The 17,220-nt window shown below is 71.6% G+C and carries 17 protein-coding genes and 1 riboswitch; of the genes, 13 read left to right on the top strand and 4 right to left on the bottom strand.

Translation table 11 applies throughout. The features are described 5' to 3' along the window. Positions 1-54: 54 nt before the first annotated feature. From ABD126_RS15405 to ileS, 9 genes are all read left to right on the top strand, one after another. Complete coding sequence (locus tag ABD126_RS15405; RefSeq protein WP_343934496.1) at positions 55-579, top strand: DinB family protein; 525 nt, start codon at positions 55-57, stop codon at positions 577-579. 208 nt (positions 580-787) lie between these two features. Next, entirely contained in the window at positions 788-2,104 is a 1,317-nt protein-coding gene (ftsZ, locus tag ABD126_RS15400) for a cell division protein FtsZ (protein ID WP_343934643.1), read from the top strand. A gap of 357 nt (positions 2,105-2,461) precedes the next feature. Then, on the top strand, positions 2,462-3,166 hold the full coding sequence (pgeF, locus tag ABD126_RS15395; RefSeq protein WP_343934495.1) for a peptidoglycan editing factor PgeF: 705 nt from the start codon (positions 2,462-2,464) through the stop codon (positions 3,164-3,166). Next, positions 3,163-3,867 (top strand): YggS family pyridoxal phosphate-dependent enzyme, encoded by a 705-nt coding sequence (locus tag ABD126_RS15390; RefSeq protein ID WP_343934494.1) that lies wholly within the window; start codon positions 3,163-3,165, stop codon positions 3,865-3,867. Before pgeF ends, ABD126_RS15390 begins: the two co-directional genes overlap by 4 nt. 67 nt (positions 3,868-3,934) lie before the next feature. Next, positions 3,935-4,552 carry a cell division protein SepF gene (locus ABD126_RS15385; protein WP_343934493.1) on the top strand — a complete coding sequence of 206 codons (618 nt, stop codon included), beginning with the start codon at positions 3,935-3,937 and terminating at the stop codon, positions 4,550-4,552. Positions 4,553-4,572: 20 nt separating this feature from the next. Next, a complete protein-coding gene (locus ABD126_RS15380) occupies positions 4,573-4,857 on the top strand; it encodes a YggT family protein (protein ID WP_309116599.1) in 285 nt (94 codons plus the stop codon). Between the two features lie 45 nt (positions 4,858-4,902). Then, positions 4,903-5,718, top strand: a complete 816-nt coding sequence (gene wag31 / locus ABD126_RS15375) for a DivIVA-like cell division protein Wag31 (protein WP_121226822.1) — start codon at positions 4,903-4,905, stop codon at positions 5,716-5,718. Positions 5,719-5,746: 28 nt separating this feature from the next. Beyond that, positions 5,747-6,262 (top strand): hypothetical protein, encoded by a 516-nt coding sequence (locus ABD126_RS15370; RefSeq protein WP_343934492.1) that lies wholly within the window; start codon positions 5,747-5,749, stop codon positions 6,260-6,262. A gap of 272 nt (positions 6,263-6,534) precedes the next feature. Then, positions 6,535-9,645 (top strand): isoleucine--tRNA ligase, encoded by a 3,111-nt coding sequence (gene ileS, locus ABD126_RS15365; protein ID WP_343934491.1) that lies wholly within the window; start codon positions 6,535-6,537, stop codon positions 9,643-9,645. A gap of 816 nt (positions 9,646-10,461) precedes the next feature. On the opposite strand, the gene ABD126_RS15360 is transcribed toward ileS, so the two are convergent. From ABD126_RS15360 to ABD126_RS15350, 3 genes are all read right to left on the bottom strand, one after another. After that, positions 10,462-11,040: an RNA polymerase sigma factor gene (locus ABD126_RS15360; RefSeq protein ID WP_343934642.1), complete on the bottom strand. Its 579-nt coding sequence runs from the start codon at positions 11,038-11,040 to the stop codon at positions 10,462-10,464. A gap of 119 nt (positions 11,041-11,159) precedes the next feature. Then, the gene (locus ABD126_RS15355; RefSeq protein WP_343934490.1) at positions 11,160-11,708 is read right to left on the bottom strand and encodes an RNA polymerase sigma factor; all 549 of its coding nucleotides are present in this window, start codon (positions 11,706-11,708) and stop codon (positions 11,160-11,162) included. A gap of 70 nt (positions 11,709-11,778) precedes the next feature. Then, positions 11,779-12,225, bottom strand: coding sequence for an SRPBCC family protein (locus ABD126_RS15350; protein ID WP_343934489.1), 447 nt, complete (start codon positions 12,223-12,225; stop codon positions 11,779-11,781). A 55-nt stretch (positions 12,226-12,280) separates the two neighbouring features. On the opposite strand from ABD126_RS15350, the gene ABD126_RS15345 reads away from it, so the two are divergent. Both ABD126_RS15345 and ABD126_RS15340 read left to right on the top strand, forming a co-directional pair. Further along, the gene (locus ABD126_RS15345) at positions 12,281-12,832 is read left to right on the top strand and encodes a TetR/AcrR family transcriptional regulator (RefSeq protein WP_343934488.1); all 552 of its coding nucleotides are present in this window, start codon (positions 12,281-12,283) and stop codon (positions 12,830-12,832) included. Further along, entirely contained in the window at positions 12,825-13,106 is a 282-nt protein-coding gene (locus ABD126_RS15340) for a DUF167 domain-containing protein (RefSeq protein WP_343934487.1), read from the top strand. The genes ABD126_RS15345 and ABD126_RS15340 overlap by 8 nt, the downstream gene beginning before the upstream one ends. On the opposite strand, the gene ABD126_RS15335 is transcribed toward ABD126_RS15340, so the two are convergent. After that, positions 13,095-14,030, bottom strand: coding sequence for a M28 family metallopeptidase (locus tag ABD126_RS15335; RefSeq protein ID WP_343934486.1), 936 nt, complete (start codon positions 14,028-14,030; stop codon positions 13,095-13,097). The two genes, ABD126_RS15340 and ABD126_RS15335, sit on opposite strands and share 12 nt — an antisense overlap. Before the next feature lie 186 nt (positions 14,031-14,216). Here ABD126_RS15335 and ABD126_RS15330 point away from each other — a divergent pair, with 186 nt between their 5' ends. Together ABD126_RS15330 and ABD126_RS15325 are read left to right on the top strand one after the other, a co-directional pair. Next, on the top strand, positions 14,217-15,689 hold the full coding sequence (locus ABD126_RS15330) for a potassium/proton antiporter (protein ID WP_425542827.1): 1,473 nt from the start codon (positions 14,217-14,219) through the stop codon (positions 15,687-15,689). Positions 15,690-15,739: 50 nt separating this feature from the next. Then, a riboswitch (SAM riboswitch) is annotated at positions 15,740-15,854 on the top strand. A gap of 46 nt (positions 15,855-15,900) precedes the next feature. Continuing rightward, on the top strand, positions 15,901-17,217 hold the full coding sequence (locus tag ABD126_RS15325; RefSeq protein ID WP_343934484.1) for an aminotransferase class V-fold PLP-dependent enzyme: 1,317 nt from the start codon (positions 15,901-15,903) through the stop codon (positions 17,215-17,217). Positions 17,218-17,220 lie beyond the last annotated feature (3 nt).

Below are 17,220 nucleotides of genomic sequence, written 5' to 3'. Positions count from 1 at the left end.
CGGTCGGGCGAAACTCGGTCGTTCGCCGCGTTCGCGCAGGTGATACTGCGCGGCATGACTGTGACGAAGATCGTGACCAAGCCCGAGGAGCGGGTGGACATCGCCTTCACCGGCGACGAGCGGACCCTGCTCAACGGGTTCCTGGACTACCTGCGCGGGACCATCGAGCTGAAGTGCGCCGGACTGTCCGAAGAGGACGCGACCCGCTCCACGCTCCCGTCGCCGCTGAACACGGCCGCGGGCATCGTCAAGCACCTGCGGTGGGTCGAGCACCACTGGTTCGAGGTCGCGCTGCTCGGACGGCCCAGCGCCGCCCCCTACACGAGGCAGGACCCGGACGCCGATTGGCGGATCGAGCCGGGGGAGACGATCTCGGGTCTGCTGGCCGACTACGCTGAGCAGTGCGGGGTGAGTCGCGACATCGCCGCGGGGCTCGACCTCGACCACGAGGTGGTGTTCCGGGGGGACAAGCGGCTTTCCGCGCGCTGGGTGCTGATCCACATGATCGAGGAGACGGGTCGGCACGCGGGGCACCTGGACGTGGTGCGCGAACTGCTCGACGGGGTGACCGGCGAGTAGTCGGCCTCACCCGGTCGGGACACAACACGGCGTGGCAACTGGACCGAGGCATTTCTGGTGCATAACGTCCGGTGGGAACATACGGGGTTGACATAACTCTCGACCTCTGGTTGAGGGTTTCAATCCGGGTGGACTTCCGTCCGGGTGTGACACCGGTGGTCATCCACTCCAGCACATGAGCACGGACACGATCAGGAAGGCGGATCCGATGACGCCCCCGCACAACTACCTCGCGGTGATAAAGGTCGTCGGCATCGGCGGCGGCGGTGTCAACGCCGTCAACCGGATGATCGAGGTCGGGCTCAAGGGCGTCGAGTTCATCGCGGTGAACACCGACGCCCAGGCTCTGCTGATGTCCGACGCCGACGTGAAGCTCGACATCGGCCGTGAACTGACCCGCGGCCTCGGCGCGGGCGCCAACCCCGAGGTCGGCCACAAGGCCGCCGAGGACCACCGCGAGGAGATCGAGGAAGTCCTCAAGGGCGCCGACATGGTCTTCGTGACCGCCGGCGAGGGCGGCGGGACGGGCACCGGCGGCGCGCCGGTCGTCGCGTCCATCGCCCGCAAGCTCGGCGCGCTGACCATCGGCGTCGTGACGCGCCCGTTCTCCTTCGAGGGCAAGCGGCGCGCCAAGCAGGCCGAAGAGGGCATCCAGGCGCTGCGCAACGAGTGCGACACGCTCATCGTGATCCCCAACGACCGGCTGCTTCAGCTCGGCGACATCGGCGTCTCGCTGATGGACGCGTTCCGCTCGGCGGACGAGGTGCTGCTGTCCGGTGTCCAGGGCATCACCGACCTGATCACCACCCCCGGTCTGATCAACCTGGACTTCGCCGACGTCAAGTCGGTCATGTCGGGTGCGGGCTCGGCGTTGATGGGCATCGGTTCGGCGCGCGGCGAGGGCCGTGCCGTGCAGGCGGCGCAGAAGGCCATCAACTCGCCGCTGCTGGAGGCGTCCATGGAGGGCGCGCACGGCGTGCTGCTGTCGATCGCGGGCGGGTCGGACCTGGGCCTGTTCGAGATCAACGAGTCGGCGTCGCTGGTCCAGGAGGCCGCGCACCCGGACGCGAACATCATCTTCGGCACGGTCATCGACGACTCGCTGGGCGACGAGGTCCGGGTCACGGTGATCGCGGCCGGCTTCGACAGCGGCGGCCCGACCCACAAGAAGCTGGAACCGCAGGCCCTGTCCTCACCACCGCGCACGACGGTGGCGCCGGGCCAGTCGGGCACGGTGCAGCCGGCTCCGGTGGCGCAGCCGGTCCAGCCGCAGCCGGTGCAGCACCAGGTCCAGCCGCCGGTCCAGCCGCAGGTGGTGGAGCAGGCCCCGGTGGCCGCGCCCCGCCCGACCGTGCCGACGCAGCCGACGCAGCCGAACGGGACGACCCCGCAGCCCGCGTACCCGACGTCCCAGCCGGCGGTGCCGCGCTCGCTCTCGCAGAGCGGGTCGCTGCCGTCGCGCGCGGTGCCGGTGACCGACGACCCGGACGACGAGGTCGACGTGCCCCCGTTCATGCGCCGCTGAGGTAGACAGGCCGCCATCGAGAGCCCGCTTCCCGCTCGGGGAGGCGGGCTCTTCGCGCCTGGAGGACCAGCCGGACCTGCTCCAAGGGACCGCGACGAGCCGGGTTGGGCTTGGCTGGCTCAGGCCGGGCTGGGCGAGGTAGGGCGGGGCTGGGCAAGGCTGGGCAAGGCTGGGCAAGGCTGGGCAAGGCTGGGCAAGGCGTCTCGGCAAGTGGGTGGCCGGGGTGGCGGGCCTCAGGTCGGCCTGCCCGGATTGTCGGTGGGTGCTGGGACAATGGCATCGGGGGCCGGAGGCCGCCGTCGCCGCGGGGGCCGGAGGCCGCGGTCGCCGCCGCACCGGTCATGGCAGGCTTGGCGCGTGCGCATCCGTCGTGTCGTGACCACCCGCGAAGGCGGGGTGTCGAAGCCCCCGTTCGACTCCTTCAACCTCGGCGACCACGTCGGTGACGACCCCGCCGCCGTCGCCGCCAACCGCCGTCGGCTCGCCGAGGGCATCGGGCTCGACGTCGACCGGCTCGTCTGGATGGAGCAGGTGCACGGCCGGACCGTCCAGGCCGTCGACGGCCCGCAGGCCTCCCCGCTCGAAGCCACCGACGCCGTCGTCACCGCCACGCCCGGCCTCGCCCTGGTCGTCCTCACCGCCGACTGCGTCCCCGTCCTGCTCGGCGACCCCGAGGCCGGGGTCGTCGCCGCCGTCCACGCCGGGCGCGTCGGCGCCCGCGTCGGGGTCGTCCCCGCCGCGCTGGACAAGATGGTCGAGCTCGGCGCTCGGAAGGACCGCGTCGAGGTGCTGCTCGGCCCCGCCGTCTGCGGCCAGTGCTACGAGGTGCCGGCCGAGATGCGCGCCGACGTCGAGAAGCACCTCCCCGGCAGCGCCGCCAAGTCCCGCCGCGGCACGCCCGCGCTCGACCTGCGCGCCGGGATCTGGCAGCAGCTCGCGGACGCCGGCGTCGGCCGGATCGGCGTGGACCCGCGCTGCACGGTCGAGGAGAAGGCCCTGTTCAGCCATCGGCGGGACCCCGGAACGGGGCGGATCGCCGGCGTCGTCTGGATCGACGCGTGAACCGCCGCGACGAGCTGGCCGCCAACCTCGCCGAGGTCCGCGAGCGCATCGCACGGGCCTGCGACGCCGCCGGCCGCGACGTAGCCGACGTGACCCTCCTCGCCGTGACCAAGACCTTCCCCGCCGAGGACGTCGCGATCCTCAGCGACCTGGGCCTGACCGAGTTCGCCGAGAACCGCGACCAGGAGGCCGGCCGCAAGACCGCCGAGTTCGCCCGGCTCCGCCCGGCCGCCACCGCCCGCTGGCACATGGTCGGCTCGGTCCAGCGCAACAAGGCCCGCTCCGTCGTCACCTGGGCCGACCAGGTGGACGCGGTCGACTCCACCCGGCTCGCGGACGCCCTGGCCAAGGCCAACGCCGGCCGCGACCCGCTGGACGTGCTGCTCCAGGTCAGCATCGACGGCGACCCGGCTCGCGGCGGCTGCCCGATCCCGGACCTTCCCGATCTTGCCCACCATGTCGCTGAGAAGGGTGAACTTCGTCTGCGCGGTGTGATGACCGTCGCACCCCTCGGGATGTCTCCAGAGGTCGCGTTTCGTGCTCTACAAGGTGCGGTAACCCGCTTGCGTGACGATCATCCCACTGCCACCGTGATCTCGGCGGGGATGTCCGGTGACCTGGAAGATGCCATCGCGCACGGATCCACGTGCGTGCGTGTCGGAACAGCGCTGCTGGGCAGCCGAGGGCTAGCCTCGCCGTAACTGGCAGGAACCTCGGGACGGCCGCGACGTCCTAGCGGGTAGGGATCGGCGGAGGAAGGGCTCGACCATGAGCGGGTTTCACAAGCTGAAGGCCTACTTCGGGATGGTTCCCGCCGAGTACGCCGACGACCCCGACTACGACGGTGAGCGCGGCCGGTACGACTACCGGGCCGAGGCCGAGGACTACGACGCCTACCCCGAGTACCCGGAGCGCAACGGCCGCCGACGCCCGCACGGCGGCTACCGCGCCGAGCTGGACGACGCCGACGACTACGAGCAGCCCGACGCCCGCACCCGGTCCCGCCGGTCGTGGGCGGCCGAGCCGACGCACGGGTCGCTGGCCGTCGAGCCGGCGCGCGAGCCGGTCAGCCGGGTCCGCCCGGCGCCCGAGCCCTCCCGCCAGTCGCTGGGGCGCATCACGACGCTGAACCCGCGCAGCTACAACGAGGCGCGGACCATCGGCGAGCACTACCGCGACGGCACGCCGGTGATCATGAACCTCACCGACATGGACGACGCGGACGCCAAGCGCCTGGTCGACTTCGCCGCGGGGCTCGCCTTCGCGCTGCGCGGCTCGATCGACAAGGTGACGAACAAGGTGTTCCTCCTCTCACCCCCCAACATCGACGTGACGGCGGAGGACCGGAGGCGACTCGCGGAGGGCGGGTTCCTCAACCACGGGTGAGTGATGGCACAGTTGACGGTGTGTATGCCCTCGCGCTCGTCGTCTACTACGTGCTGTTCTCGTTCTGGCTGCTGCTCACGGCCCGCGTCGTGGTCGAGCTCGTCCGGACTTTCGCCAGGGAGTGGCGGCCGGCGGGCGGCGTCGCGGTGGCCCTGGAGACCGTCTACACCGTGACCGACCCCCCGGTCCGACTGCTGCGTCGGCTCATCCCGACCGTGCGGATCGGGGGCATCGGTCTGGACTTGTCCATTATTGTGCTGTTGCTGGTCGTTATCATTCTGATGCGAGTAGCCGATCCCAGGTGAGGGGACCAGGGATGTCCACAGCCCAGGAGTGCGTGAGGTGATCTGATGCCGTTGACCCCCGCGGACGTGCACAACGTCGCGTTCAGCAAGCCGCCGATTGGCAAGCGGGGCTACAACGAGGACGAGGTGGACGCGTTCCTCGACCTGGTTGAGGGCGAGCTCGCCCGCCTGATCGAGGAGAACAACGACCTGCGCCAGCAGGTCGAGCAGCTCGACCAGCAGGTCGAGACCGCGCGTGCCGACCTCGAAGACGCCCGAGCCAAGATCGCCGCTGGAGTGGGTGGTCCCAGCCGAGTCGTCGACGAGCCGCGCAGGCTGGCGCCGGTGCCACCCCCCTCGGCGCTGGAGCAGACCTCGCCCGGTGGTGGCGGTGACCACCACGTGCAGGCCGCCAAGGTGCTCGGGTTGGCCCAGGAGATGGCCGACCGGCTCACCGGCGAGGCCAAGGCCGAGGCGGACGGGATGCTGTCGGAGGCCCGGACCAAGTCCGAGCAGCTGCTCTCCGAGGCCCGTGCCAAGGCCGACACGATGGTCAACGAGGCGCGCACCCGCGCCGAGACCATGCTGAACGACGCGCGGACGCGCGCCGAGACGCTGGAGCGGCAGGCCCGTGAGAAGGCCAGCGCGCTCGACCGCGACGCGCAGCGCAAGCACGCCGAGGTGATGGGCAACATCACCCAGGAGAAGAACACGCTCGAAAAGCAGATCGACAAGCTCCAGACGTTCGAGCGCGAGTACCGGACCCGGCTCAAGACCATGCTGGAGTCCTCGCTGCGCGACCTGCAGGACCGCGGCCCGGCCGCACCGTCCGACGGCCGCCAGCAGGGCTACTCGTTCGGGGCGCGTGCCGAGGCCGGCTGAGCGGTCGCGTTGATCTAGTCTGCGCAACGTGCTCTACATCGTTCTGCTGCTGGTGCTGGCAGCCCTGGGGCTGCTCGTGCCCGCCCTGACCACCGCCCAGACCCACTGGGCGTGGCTCTCGGTGGGCGCGAGCGCGGCAGCGGCCCTGGTCCTGGTCTGGGACTGGTGGCTGCGCCGCCGGTCGGGACCCGTCCCGGCGGCTGCCAGTACCGCGGCGGAACGAGGTGATCACCAGGCTAACCCCGCTGACCAGGCGGAACCCGCGGCCGAGGCCGCGGACACGCCCGTTTCACCCGATCAGGACAGCGAGCCGGGCGAGGAGGACACGGACGCCGCCGACCTGCTGGTCGTGGCGGACCTGACCGACGAGGTCCGCGTTCTGGACGAGCACCCCCGCTACCACCTGGCCGCCTGCGGGTGGCTGGGCTCGCGGGCCACGCTGGGCCTGCCGATCGCCGAGGCCAGGCAGTTGGGCTTCACGCCGTGCGCGGTGTGCACGCCCGACGCGGTCCTGGTGGCGAAGAAGCGGGCCTCGGGCGACTAGCCGCGGGCGCGGCAACCGGTTTGCGGCGACCGGTTACCCTTGACGCACAGGCACCGATCCGGCCATCACCGGGGAGCCTCCGGAAGAACGGGCGCGACCACCTCACCGAGGCGCGCGCCCCAGTAGAACCGGACGGGAACGGCCCGTCACAGCCGTCAACGAGAGGCCGTCGCGCGTGCGCGTCGGCAAGCGGGGTGGTACCGCGGTGTGCCCGCCGACAGGGCGCGTCGTCCCCGCGTGCCGGGCGAGAACAGCACGCGAGGAGCAACACGATGGCCTACCCCAAGGCAGGCGAGGGTCCGGTGCCCTCCCAGCCGTCCTTCCCCGCCCTAGAGCGGGACGTCCTCGACTTCTGGAAGTCCGACGCGACCTTCCAGGCCTCGATCGACGCGCGACCGGCGGGGGACAAGGGCGCCAACGAGTTCGTCTTCTACGACGGCCCGCCCTTCGCCAACGGCCTGCCGCACTACGGCCACCTGCTGACCGGTTACGTCAAGGACGTCGTCCCGCGCTTCCAGACCATGCGCGGCAAGCACGTCGAGCGCCGGTTCGGCTGGGACACCCACGGCCTGCCCGCCGAGGTCGAGGCGGAGAAGCAGTTGGGCTTCTCGTCGAAGTCCGAGATCGAGGCGTTCGGCATCGAGAAGTTCAACGAGGCCTGCCGCACGTCCGTGCTGCGCTACACCGACCAGTGGCGCGACTACGTGACCCGCCAGGCCCGCTGGGTCGACTTCGACAACGACTACAAGACCCTCGACCTGGACTACATGGAATCGGTCATGTGGGCCTTCAAGACCTTGTGGGACAAGGGCTTGGTCTACGAGGGCTTCCGCGTGCTGTGGTACTGCTGGCGCTGCGAGACGCCGCTGTCCAACACCGAGACCAAGATGGACGACACCTACCGGGACCGGCAGGACCCGGCGGTCACGGTCGGCCTGCGCCTGGAGACCGGCGAACTGGCCCTGGTGTGGACGACGACCCCGTGGACCCTGCCGTCCAACCTCGCCGCCGCCGTGCACCCCGACGTGGACTACGTGACCGTCGAGGGCCAGGACGGCAACCGCTACCTGCTGGCCGAGGCCCGCGTGCCCGCCTACGCCCGCGAGCTGGGCGAGGAGCCGACGGTCGTGGCCCGGCACAAGGGCGCGGACCTGGTCGGCAAGAAGTACGCGCCGCCGTTCGACTTCTTCGTGGGCCGCGAGAACGCCCACCAGGTGCTCGCGGCGGACTACGTCACCACCGAGGACGGCACGGGCATCGTCCACATCGCCCCCGCCTTCGGTGAGGAGGACAAGGTCGTCACCGACGCGGCCGGCATCGAGGTCGTCGTCCCGGTCGACCCGCACGGCCGGTTCACCGCCGAGGTCCCGCCGTATGAGGGTCAGCAGGTCTTCGAGGCGAACAAGGCGATCATCCGCGACCTGAAGGACGCGGGCCTGCTGCTGCGCCACGAGACCTACGACCACCCGTACCCGCACTGCTGGCGGTGCGACAACGCGCTCATCCAGCGCGCGGTCTCGTCGTGGTTCGTCGCCGTGTCGCAGTTCAAGGACCGGATGGTCGAGCTGAACAAGCAGATCAACTGGGTGCCCGAGCACATCCGCGACGGCCAGTTCGGCAAGTGGCTGGAGAACGCCCGCGACTGGAACATCTCGCGCAACCGGTTCTGGGGCTCGCCGATCCCGGTGTGGGTGTCCGACGACCCCGAGTACCCGCGCGTGGACGTCTACGGCTCGCTGGACGAGCTGGAGCGCGATTTCGGCGTGCGCCCGACCGACCTGCACCGGCCGGGGATCGACCAGCTGACCCGACCCAACCCGGACGACCCGACCGGGCGGTCGGTGATGCGCCGCGTCCCGGAGGTCCTGGACTGCTGGTTCGAGTCCGGGTCGATGTCGTTCGCCCAGGTGCACTACCCGTTCGAGAACGCGGAGTGGTTCGACAACCACTATCCGGGCGACTTCATCGTCGAGTACAACGGCCAGACGCGCGGCTGGTTCTACACCATGCACGTGCTGGCGACGGCCCTGTTCGACCGGCCGGCGTTCAGCAACTGCGTGGCGCACGGGATCGTGCTGGGCGACGACGGCCAGAAGATGTCAAAGTCGCGCAAGAACTACCCGGACGTCAACGAGGTCTTCGACCGCGACGGCTCCGACGCCATGCGCTGGTTCCTCATGGCGTCCCCGATCCTGCGCGGCGGCGACCTGATCGTCACCGAGCGCGGCATCCGCGACGCCGTGCGGCAGGCCGTGCTGCCGCTGTGGAACTCGTGGTACTTCCTGGCGCTGTACGCCAACGCCGAGGGCGTCGAGGGCACGTGGCGGACGGATTCCCGGCACGTCCTGGACCGGTACGTGCTGGCGAAGACGCACGACCTGGTGAAGGTCGTGACCGAGCAGCTGGAGACCTACGACATCTCCGGCGCGTGCGCGTCCATCCGGGATTTCCTGGAGGTCCTGACGAACTGGTACGTCCGGCGGTCGAGGGACCGGTTCTGGGCGGGCGAGCAGGACGCCGTGGACACCCTGCACACCGTGCTGGAGGTCGTGTCCCGGGTGGCAGCGCCGCTGCTGCCGTTCACGACGGAGGTGGTGTGGCGGGGCCTGACCGGCGGGCGCTCGGTGCACCTGACCGACTTCCCGTCGGTGGCCGACCTGCCGGCGGACGACGCCCTGGTGGCGGCGATGGACCAGGTCCGCCAGGTCGCGTCCACCGCGTTGTCGCTGCGCAAGGCCAACAAGCTGCGCGTGCGCCTGCCGCTGGCCAAGCTGGTCATCGCGGCGGCGGACGTGGCGCAGCTGGAGCCGTTCGTCGAGGTGCTGCGCGACGAGGTGAACGTCAAGGACGTGGAGCTGACCACGGACGTGGACGCGCACGGGCACTTCCAACTGGCGGTGAACGCGCGCGTGGCGGGTCCCCGGTTGGGTCCGGACGTGCAGAAGGTCATCAAGGCGGTCAAGGCCGGGGACTGGTCGGAGGTCGAGGGCCGCGTCGTGGCCGCCGGTCTGGAGCTGTTCCCGGAGGAGTACGAACAGCGCCTGGTGGCGACGGACCAGGGTGCGACGGCGGCGTTGCCGGGCAACAGCGGCCTGGTGGTGCTGGACACCGTGGTGACGGACGAACTGGCGGCCGAGGGCGTGGCGCGCGACCTGGTGCGCGTGGTGCAGCAGGCCCGGAAGGACGCCGGGTTGGACGTGTCCGACCGGATCGCGTTGACCTTGCAGGTGCCGGACGAGGTGGCCGAGGCGGTGCGGCGGTTCGAGGAATTCGTGGCCTCGGAGACGTTGAGCACGTCGGTGGTTTACGGCGAGGTGGCCGAAGGGTCGGATGGCGCGGTGGGGGACGGCGCGAAGGTCCGGGTAGCGGTCACCCGCTCCTGACACCCGACGCCCGACGCATGACGCTTTTCGCGCGGAGCGCGGCTCTTCGCCGCGCTCCGCGCGGCTCCGCCGCGCAGCGGCGGCTGGGCTCCCAGCCACAAGGGGCCTCCGTGTTCCCCACCGTATGACCTGCCCGAAGGGCTACCACAGATTTCCCCGGGTGACGCCGAAAGTTTTGCGAGGAACGAGCAAAAGTTTTAGCGGCACCCGGGGAAATCTGTGGTCGGCTCCGCCAGGTCATGCGGTGGGGAACACGCAGGCCCTTCCCCCCACTGGCGGCCTCCCCAGCCGCTTTTAGCTTTTGATCTTGAGAGCGCGTCAGCGCGTCCTTCAACGCGCGAAGCGCTCCCAAGCGCGAAGCGCGTTCGAGGTCAAGACAGCGGAGCGCGTTGCGTGAGGACCCGCGAAGCGTGGGCTTGAGAGCGTCAGCGTTCAGTTCAAAGCGTAAAAGAGCCTCGCCGGCGGGCAGGCCTCCGGGGAGGAAAGAAAAAGAGGGGGCTTTTCCGTCCTCCCCGTATGGCCTGGCGGAGCCAACCACACTTTTGGTCGGGTGCCGCTAAAAATTTTGCTCGTCCCTCACAAAATTTTCGGCTGCACCCGACCAAAAGCGTGGTAGCCCTTCGGGCAGGCCATACGGGGAGGACGGAAAAGCCCAAAAGCAGGGCGCTGCGCGCCCCAGAAGCGGGGGGCGCTGCGCGCGGTCAAGTCAGGGCTCTGGAGATGGTGATCAGCAAGCGGACCGACTCCACCAGGTGGGGTGGAGGCGGGTCGATGCAGTCCACCAGTTCTTCCAGCCATGTCGTCTCGTCGTCCATGTCAGACACCTCCCTCCCGGTCCAGCAGGTTGCGCAGCGTCCCCAGGCATCGGCCCCTTGTCGGGCCGATGCTGCCCCTCGGCATCGACAGGGCTTCGGCTACCGCCTTGTACTCCGCCCGGCCCGCCAACACCGTCAGGCGCAGGATTTCCTGGCAGCGCCTCGGCAGTTCCGAGAACGCTCGCCACAGGCGGCGGTCGCGGTCGTCTCGCAGGGCCTCCGTTTCCGGGAGCCACCTGGTGTCGGCCACGTCCAGGGCGGAGTCGGAGGAGAGGGCCGGGCGGCCGTTGAGTTCTCGCCACGCGCGTTGGGACTCGCGTCTCGTGGTGACGATCAGCCAGCCCGCCAGGGCCCTGGGTTGGGCGATGCGGTCGAGGTGGCGCAGGAGGCTCAGCCAGACCGTTTGGACCACGTCCTCCGCCGTGGGCTGGTCCAGGCCGTTGCCCCTGGCCACGTGCCAGACCAGCGGGGTCAGCTCGGTGATCAGGGTGTCCAGGGCGCCCCGGTCGCCGTTCCTCGCCGCGGTGAGGAGGGCGGCGTGGCGTTCGGGGGTGGACTGCTTGGGCGTGGCCTGGGCCATGATCGCCGCCACGCCCAGGTCGTCCTCGGCCGGGTCGTCGGGGATGGACTCGGACAGTTCCGCGCGCAGGTCGTCCAGGCGCGGGTCCAGGTCGGCGGTCCGGTCGGGGTCGTCCTCGGTCATTCGGTCCCCTTTCCGCGCCTCGGGCCGCGGGCCCTGCGCTCGACGTTGCCGACCACCGCGCTGACCCGGGCGCGTGCCTCCGACACGTACCGCCGCACCGAGTCCCTCCGGCATCCCAGCACGTCCGCGATCTCCTCGTCGGCGAAGTCCCAGAACCGCAGGACCAGGGCCGTGCGCAGCTGGTCGGGCAGTCGGGCGATCGCGGCGAGGGTGGCGTTGAGCTCGTGCCACGTCTCGGCCTCCCGGTGCCGTTGGACCAGCAGGTGGGACCGGGCGATCACCTCGTCGGTCACCTCGCTGGGCCGTTCCAGCCGGCGGGACTGGTCGACCAGGAGGTTGCGGGTGGTCTTGACCAGCCACGACCGCCGCGCGGGCGGGCTGATCGAGGGCCAGTTGCGCCAGGCGCTGACGAACGCCTCCTGCACGGCGGACTCGTGGTCCAGGTGCGGGGACATGACGGCGGCGAACCGGAACAGCCTGGTGCGCTCGCGGTGGTAGAAGTCGCTGAAGGAAGCCGCGTGGTCATCGGAGTCGCCCGGTGTCACGAACCCTCCCTCTGGTCAGCGCCCGGTAACCAGAGGACGGACGCCGGGGCGGGTTGTGGATGCCCCGGGTTCAGCCGAACCGGCGCGCCACCGCCCGCAGCACCCGGACCCACCACGAGTAGCGCGACCTCCGGAACGCCACGCCGGCCTCGGTGCTGAGGTTGTCCAGCAGGTCTTCGATCAGAGCGTCGTGCAGCCAGCGGACGGCCAGGGGCCACCACAGGCGCATCCACCCGGTCAGGTGACCGCGGATCACGTGCCGCACCCCGCCGGGCACGACCTCGAACGCGTGGGTGCCCACCAGGCCGATCCTCGGGTCGAACGTGAACTCGACCCGCCGGCCCGGCTCGTAGGCGGTGCAGCGGTAGCGGACGAAGCCGTGGCCGCCGTCCGCGCCGACGCCCAGCGGGCGGTCCAGCACCAGGGGCGGCCAGTCCTCCGCCGGCCACGCGGCCACCGCCCGCTCCACCCAGTCGCCCTTCGGCGGCAGCATCCGGACGTGCACGTTCTCGACCACCACAACCTCCGTACGGTCCCGTATGGAACAGGACCGTACGGTAGCGTACGGCGGTGTGAAGAAGCGCCGGACCAAGGACGACTGGACCGCGGTGGCCCTCCAAGCCCTCGCCGAGGGCGGCGTGGCGGCGGTGGCGGTGGAGCCGCTGGCCGCGCGGATCGGGGCCACCAAGGGCAGCGCGTACTGGCACTTCCCGAACCGGGAGGCGCTGCTCAAAGCCACCCTGGAACGCTGGGAGGCCGAGCACACCGAGGCCGTGATCGCGCTGGTCGAGGCGCGCGACACCCCGCTGGACAAGCTGCGCACGCTGTTCGCCTACGTGCTGGAGGACCCGGAGTCCAGCACGATCGAACTGGCCATGCTCGCCGCCAAGGACGACCCGGCCGTGGCGCCCGTGCTGGCCCGGGTCACCGAACGCCGGATCGCCTACCTGGAAGAGCTGTTCGCCGCCCTGGGCTTCCCCGCCGACACCGCGCACCACCGGGCCGTCCTCGCCTACTCGATCTACCTGGGCCAGGCCCAGCTGCTGATCGCCACCCCGCACGTGGTCACCGGCGGCCGGGCGCTGCTGGAGGACACCATCGCGGCGGTGACCGGCCGTGGCTGAGGCGTTCCGGTTCGCCGTCCGGGTCAAGCCGGGCGCCAAGCGCGCCGCCGTGGGCGGCCGGTGGGACGACCGGGCGCTGGTCGTGGCCGTCGCCGCGCCGGCCGTCGAGGGCAAGGCCAACGACGCGGTCCGGCGCGCCCTGGCCGCCGCGTTCGGCGTCCGCCGCCAGGACGTCCACCTGGTGCACGGCGAGCGCGGCCGGGACAAGGTCGTGGAACTCGACCCCGCCCCGGCCGACGCCCGGGACGTGCTGGACCGCCTGCTAGCCGGCTAGCGTCCAGAGCGCCGAGGCGATCGCGTCGGCGTTGCGGTCCAGGGCCGTGGCGTTGACGTTCGCCGTCGTGTCGCACGAGCGGTGGTAGCAGCGGTCGTAGGCGACGCCCGCCTGGCCGCCCCACTTTTGCGCCTGCGCCGAGGTCTTGATGCCCTCCGCGCCGGTGAACGTGCCGCCCACCGGGATGCCCGCCCGCGCGAACGCCGCGTGGTCGGACCGGCCGCCCACCGAGGTCAGCTCCGACTGCACGCCGATCGAGCTGAAGTACTGCTGCAACACCTGCTGCACCCGCAGCGAACCGGACGGCTGCCCGGACGCGCTGTAGACGAAGTACCCCGGGTTGGGCGAGCCGGTCATGTCGAAGTTCAGGTACGTCTTGATCCGCGAACGGTCCGTTGTGGACAGTGAGTTCACGTAGTGGGTGGACCCGACCAGGCCCAGCTCCTCGGCGCCCCACCAGGCGAACCGCAGGTGCCGGCGCGGCTGGAACCCGCTGCTGCGCACCGCCAGCGCGACCTCCAGGATCGACGCCGAGCCGGTGCCGTTGTCGTTGATCCCCGGACCGGCCGACACGCTGTCCAGGTGCCCGCCGAGCATCAGCACGTCGTCGGTGTCGCCGCCGGGCCAGTCGGCGATCAGGTTGTAGCCGGTCGCGCCGTTGCGGCTGAACGACTGGACGCGGGTGGTGAAGCCGGCGGCGTCCAACTTGGACTTCACCCAGTTCACCGAGGCCAGGTAGCCCGGACGGCCGTGCGCCCGGTTGCCGCCGTTGGCCGAGGCGATGGACTGCAGTTGGTCGAGGTCGGCCCGCACGGCGGACACCGGGATGTCCGGGGCCGCCGCGAGGCGGACGGGCTGGGCGTCCGCGAGGCCGGATCCGACGAGCGCGCCGGCGGTGACCAGCGCGGTGAGGAGTGCTTTCACGGTTTCTCCCGCAGGGATGGGGGTGTGAACCGGGGCGGCGGACCCGCACATCAACATGCACGCACCCGCATGGTTCGCGATACCTGCGTTCGGCTGGTGACGCTGCGCGCCCGCCCGATTAGTCCAGATCGGTGTCGCCGGGGGAGAATGACCCCTCCGGGTGAACAGGGAGGTCGAGTGGGTGGTGTGACGGCCTTCCTCGGCATCGGCGCCGCGGTCCTGCTGCTCTCGGTCATCGCGGTGCGGGTGTCGATCCGGCTCGGTCTGCCCTCGCTCCTGCTGTACCTGGGCATCGGCGTGCTGCTGGGCGAGGCGGTGCTCGGCATCCAGTTCGAGGACGCCGACCTGACCCGCTCGCTGGGCACGGCGGCGCTCGTGCTGATCCTCACCGAGGGCGGCCTGACCACCCGCTGGACGGCGGTGAAACCCGCGCTGGGCCTGGGGATCGCACTGTCCACAGTGTCCGTCGGCGTCAGCGTCGGGATCACCGGCCTGGCCCTGCACGAACTGCTCGGCCTGGACTGGCGCACGGCCCTGCTGTGGGGCGCGGTGCTCAGCTCGACCGACGCGGCGGCGGTGTTCAGCGTGCTGCGCGGCGTCGGGGTGGGCAAGCGGCTGACCGGCGCGCTGGAGCTGGAGTCGGGCATCAACGACGCCCCGGTCTACATCGCGGTCGTCCTGCTCGCCTCGCCCGACCCGATCACCTGGACCGCCCCGCTGCTCATGGGCTACGAGCTGGTGGCGGGCGCGGCGATCGGCGTCGCGCTGGGCTGGCTGGGCGCGGAGGGCCTGCGCCGGGCGGCGCTGCCCGCGACCGGCCTGTACCCGCTGGCCACGGTCGCGGTGTGCCTGCTCGCCTACACCGCGGGCGACCTCGCGCACGCGTCGGGGTTCCTCGCCGTCTACACCGCCGCGCTGGTGCTGGGCAACGCCCGCCTGCCGCACCGCGCGGACACTCTGTCCTTCGCCGAGGGCCTGGGCTGGATCGCCCAGATCGGGCTGTTCGTGCTGCTCGGCCTGTACGCCTCGCCCGGCCGGCTGCTGGAGGCGCTGGTGCCCGCGCTGGTGGCGGGCGGGGTGCTGGTGCTGCTGGCCCGGCCGCTGTCGGTGCTGTGCGCGGCGCTGCCGTTCCGGGTGCCGTGGCGCGAGCAGGTGTTCATCTCGTGGTCGGGGCTGCGCGGCGCGGTGCCGATCGTGTTCGCGCTGATCCCGTTGATCCAGAACGTGCCGGGCGCGCAGGACCTGGTGGACGCGGTGTTCGTGCTGGTCGTCCTGCTGACGGTGGTGCAGGGCAGCACGCTGCCGTGGCTCGCGCGGTGGCTGGAGCTGGAGAGGTCCGGGGAGGCCCGGGAGGTCCAGGTCGACTCGTCCGCGCTGGACGAGCTGGGCGCGGAGCTGCTCCAGGTCCGCATCCAGCGCGGCTCCAAGCTGCACGGCGTGTACCTGAGCGAGCTGCGGCTGCCGCCGGGCGCGGTGGTGAGCCTGGTGGTGCGGGGTGACGAAGGGTTCACGCCGCTGCCCACGACCCGGCTCCAGGAGTTCGACCAGCTCCTGGTCGTCTGCACCGACACCGTCCGCACCGCCACCGAGCAGCGCATCCGCGCCGTGGACCGGGCCGGCCGGTACGCGCGGTGGAAGGGCGACACCGGTCTCCCATGATGTGAACGCGGCTCGACGCGTCGTCGGCGGTGGGTTAACGTCGGGTCCAAGGTCATGAGTGCCGGCGCGAAGCTCGGGCTAGCCGGCCGGCAACCCTCCTACCGCGGTGGGGTGCCCCCGATGAGGACCTGGCCTGGCGCGGAGGGCGTCGGGCAAGCGCGGGCCTCCTCTCCCGGTAGCGGAGTCCGCCTGGACCCCGCCGGAGGGTGTCGTGACCGTCGCAGTCCCCGGATCGATCGCCGCTTTGCCCCGCGTCGTCGGCGCGTCGCTGCGCGTGCCGCTGGTGACCGGTGAGCGCGTGGAGTACGCCAACCTCGACCACGCGGCCAGCGCGCCCTGCCTGGAGCAGGTGCGCGACGCGGTGGACGAGCTGCTGCCCTGGTACGCGAGCGTGCACCGGGGCGCGGGCTTCGCTTCTCAGGTCTCCACGAAGGTCTACGAGCAGGCCCGGGACTCGGTGCGTCGGTTCCTCGGGGCGCGGACCGGCGACACCGTCGTGTTCACCCGCAACACCACCGACGCGCTGAACCTGCTGGCCCGCAGCCTGCCGCGGAAGACCGCCGTGGTCCTGTTCGACACCGAGCACCACGCGGCCCTGCTGCCGTGGCGCGGGCCGCACGTGCGGCGGCTGCGGACGCCGGGCAGCGCGGGCGAGGCCGTGCTGGAGCTGGACCGCGCGCTGCGCGCGGCCCCGGTCGGACCTCGGCTGGTCGTCGTGACCGGTGCGTCCAACGTGACCGGCGAGGTGTGGCCGGTGGCCGAGCTGGCCGCCGTGGCCCGGCGGCACGGCGCCCGCATCGCCCTGGACGCCGCCCAGCTCGCCCCGCACCGGCCGGTGGACCTCAGGGCCCTGGACGTCGACTACGCCGTGCTGTCCGGGCACAAGGTCTACGCGCCCTTCGGCGCGGGCGTCCTGGTCGGGCGCGCGGACTGGTTGCAGGCGGCCGAGCCGTACCTGGTCGGCGGCGGCGCGACGGCCCGGGTCAGCGACCGCGGCGACCGGCTGGGCGTGGCCTGGACGGCGGTGCCCGAGCGGCACGAGGCCGGGTCGCCCAACGTGGTCGGCGTGCACGCCCTGGCCGTGGCCTGCGACGTGCTGGGCCGGCACTGGGAGCAGACCGCGGCGCACGAGCGGGAGCTGCTGGCCCGGCTGCGGGCGGGCCTCGCGACCGTGCCGGGGACCTGCGAGCTGGCGCTGTTCGGGCCCGAGCACGACCGGGTCGGCGTCGTCAGCTTCGTGGTGCGCGGGCAGGACGCCGGTTTCCTGGCCGCCGCGCTGTCCGCCGAGCACGGGATCGGCGTGCGGGACGGGGCGTTCTGCGCGCACGTCGCCGTGCACCGGCTCGCCGAGGGGCAGCGGGCGCTGCGCGCGTCGCTGGGCCTGGGCACGACGGTCGAGCACGTGGACCGGCTGGTGGCGGCCCTGCGGTCGCTGGTGGTCGAGGGACCGCGCTGGGAGTACGAGGTCGTGGACGGCCGCTGGACCCCGGCCGACGACCGGCGTCCGCTCCCGCCGTTCCTGCGCTGAGGC

The organism is Saccharothrix mutabilis subsp. mutabilis (genome assembly GCF_039521145.1).
Lineage (GTDB): Bacteria > Actinomycetota > Actinomycetes > Mycobacteriales > Pseudonocardiaceae > Actinosynnema > Actinosynnema mutabilis.
Note: the sequence above shows the minus strand (reverse complement) of the source record. Positions and strands in the feature narration are given on the sequence as shown.